The sequence below is a fragment of the Nonomuraea sp. NPDC049141 genome, from assembly GCF_040648415.1.
Taxonomy (GTDB): Bacteria; Actinomycetota; Actinomycetes; order Streptosporangiales; family Streptosporangiaceae; genus Nonomuraea.
The window spans coordinates 1-2654 of the sequence record NZ_JBEZDR010000117.1 but is presented as its reverse complement, the minus strand read 5'-3'; the positions used below and the strand labels follow the sequence as shown (position 1 = coordinate 2654).

The window sequence follows — 2654 nt, the reverse complement described above, 5'->3', positions numbered from 1 at the left end:
CGGGCTCTGCTCGGTCGCCGCCGGGCTGGCCCTGCTCGCGGTGCTCGGCGCTCCGCGCCCGGTGCTGGCCCTGGCGGCGGCCGGGCTCGTCGGCCTGGTGGTCGCCGTGACGGTGAGCCACTGGTGGAAGATGTCGATCCACTCGGCGGTGGCCGCCGGCACGGTGGTCGTGCTGGTGCTCACGTTCGGGGCCGGGTTGCTGGCGACGGCGCCGCTGCTCGCACTGGTCGGCTGGTCCAGGGTCCGCCTACGCGACCACACCGTGCCCCAGGTGGTCGCGGGGCTCGCCCTGGGCGCCCTGGTGGCCGCCCTGGTCTTCGCCCCCCTGCGCTGACTCCCGCGGAACCGGCCGTCGCCGCTCCGGCGCGGAACCGGCCCTAGCTAGTCGCGGCGTTTCTGCTCGGCGTAGGCGGCGTTCAGGCGGTCGAGGGGGCCCGGGCCATCGTGGGGCTTCGGCGGGGCGTCGAGGTGGCGTACCCGGAGCTCGTCCATGAGCTCCTCGATGAACGCCGGACCCGCGTCGCGCATCATCCGCTGTCGGATCTGGAGCTCCTCGGTGCCCGGGCGCCAGTCGAGGCCCCAGTTGCCGAGCGCGTAGAGGACCGGAACCGTCCGGATGCCGGCTTCGGTGAGGCTGTAGCGGGCGCGCTGCCCTCGCATCGCGGTGCCGCGGGTGAGGATCCCCGCCTCGACGAGCCGCACGAGGCGGTCGGCGAGGATGTTCGAGGCGATGCCCTCGATCGACCCGGTGAGCAGCGCCCGGAAGTGGCGGCGGTCGCCGAAGATGACGTCGCGGAGCACGAGCAGCGCCCATCGGTCTCCGAGCACCTCGACGGCCGCGTTGATCGGACACCCGGACCGTGGTTCCACGACTCCTCCTTGACAGGTACTTGGCCCCCAATATAGTGGTTGCAAATCGCAACCACTGGCGGAGGAGGGATGATGGGCCGCTTCCTGTACTGGATGAATGTGTCCCTCGACCTGCGGATCGAGCAGGTTCCCGGGGACGACGGCGCCGGCGAGTGGCTGCGCATCGACGAGGAACTGCACCGGGAGTTCAACGCGCGGGCGCGAACGCTCGCGGGCATGGTCCAGGGCCGGGTCATCCACGAGACGATGGAGGAGTTCTGGCCGCGGGCGCGCGAGGACGCGTCGCTGCCGGACTTCATGCGTGAGTACGGCGAGATCTGGACCTCCGCGCCCAAGGTGCTCGTCTCCCGCACCCGCCACAGCGCCGATCACGGCACCCGGATCATCGGCGGGGACGACGCGATCGAGCAACTGGCTGCCCTCAAGGCTGAGACCGACGGCACCCTCGGTGTGGGCGGCGCGGCGCTCGCCACGCAGCTTCTCCGGGCGGGGCTTCTCGACGAACTGCTGCTCTTCACCCACCCGGCGATCCTCGGCTTCGGCCGGCCGCTGTTCGATGACTGGGACATGCCGATCGAGCTCGACCTGATCGAGCAGCGATCGTTCAAGCAGGGCGTCACGATGCACCACTACGCCATCCGGGAGACGAACTCGTGCTGAGGCAGGTCGCGGACGGCGTACTGGTTCACGAGAGCGAATTCCTCCAGAGCAACACCATCGTCGTGCAGGGCCGCGCCGGCGTGCTGCTCATCGACCCGGGGTTGCAGGACCACGAACTGGCCTGCCTCGCGAACGACCTGTCCGCATCGGGCCGGACCGTCGTGGCGGGCTTCTCGACGCATCCGGACTGGGATCACCTGCTCTGGCACGCACAGCTCGGCGAAGCGCCCCGTTACGGCACGGCCCGCTGCGCGGCCGCCGCCCAGGAACAGCTGTCCGACCCGGAGGCGAAGGCCCACATCACCGAACACCTGGCCGAGACGGAAATCGCCGGGCAGGTGTCGCTGGACCTGTATGGCCTCATCACCGCCCTGCCCGCCGGGACGGCGCGGATTCCCTGGGACGGTCCGGGAGTCCGGATCGTCGAGCATCGAGCGCACGCGCCCGGCCACGCGGCGCTGCTCGTCGAGGAGCGCGGGGTTCTCGTTGCCGGCGACATGCTCTCCGACGTCCTGATCCCGATGCTCGACCTGGACGGCGCCGCCGACCCGATCGAGGACTACCTCGCGGCGTTGCGGCTGTTGGAGGGCGTGGCGGCCGACGTCGACGTCGTCGTCCCAGGTCACGGGTCGGTCGGCGGAGCCGGTCAGGTGCACGAGCGGATCGAGCGGGACCGGGCGTACGTGCTCGCCTTGCGTGCCGGCCGCGAGCCCGATGACCCACGGATCGGCCCCTCGGCCAAGCCCGGCTGGGAGTGGGTGAGCGATGTGCACCACGGGCAGGCCCAACGCCTGGCCGCTGGTGACTAGGACGCGTTCCCTGACCTGGCCCCGCGCGTCGCCGCTTCCGCGGGTCCGGCCGTGATCATGAGATTGGCGGCAGCCAGGAAGATCGACATCGCCAACCTCATGATCAACGCGGCGGGCCGCCTGAACCACCGACGACACGAGACGCGCCGGGGTGGCGTCAGGCGGGGTCGTCGGTCAGCCGGTGGCGGTTGGCCTCGATCCAGGCGTTCAGGGCGGCCGGGTCGTCCGGGTCGACGCCGTCGGCCATGAGCTGCGCCACGGCGGCCGTGGCGGGGCTGCGGCGTTCGCCCGTGCTGTAGAGGCGCGCGAACACCG

4 protein-coding genes are annotated in these 2654 nt (G+C 71.4%); 3 read left to right on the top strand and 1 reads right to left on the bottom strand.

The features are described 5' to 3' along the window. Positions 1 to 334: phosphatase PAP2 family protein (locus AB0B91_RS64915; protein WP_358342975.1), on the top strand; the 334-nt coding region annotated here is incomplete at its 5' end. Positions 335 to 381: 47 nt separating this feature from the next. Here AB0B91_RS64915 and AB0B91_RS64910 read toward each other — a convergent pair. Beyond that, the gene (locus tag AB0B91_RS64910) at positions 382 to 870 is read right to left on the bottom strand and encodes a helix-turn-helix domain-containing protein (protein ID WP_357659881.1); all 489 of its coding nucleotides are present in this window, start codon (positions 868 to 870) and stop codon (positions 382 to 384) included. 72 nt (positions 871 to 942) lie between these two features. Between AB0B91_RS64910 and AB0B91_RS64905 the strand changes: the two genes are divergently transcribed. Both AB0B91_RS64905 and AB0B91_RS64900 read left to right on the top strand, forming a co-directional pair. Further along, entirely contained in the window at positions 943 to 1530 is a 588-nt protein-coding gene (locus AB0B91_RS64905) for a dihydrofolate reductase family protein (RefSeq protein WP_089002681.1), read from the top strand. Then, entirely contained in the window at positions 1524 to 2339 is an 816-nt protein-coding gene (locus AB0B91_RS64900; RefSeq protein ID WP_089002680.1) for an MBL fold metallo-hydrolase, read from the top strand. Before AB0B91_RS64905 ends, AB0B91_RS64900 begins: the two co-directional genes overlap by 7 nt. Positions 2340 to 2654: the final 315 nt, after the last annotated feature.

What these genes read in the sequence shown, in the direction of transcription:
- AB0B91_RS64905 (WP_089002681.1), top strand. Translation starts at nt 943, where the DNA reads ATGGGCCGCTTCCTGTACTGGATGAATGTGTCCCTCGACCTGCGGATC.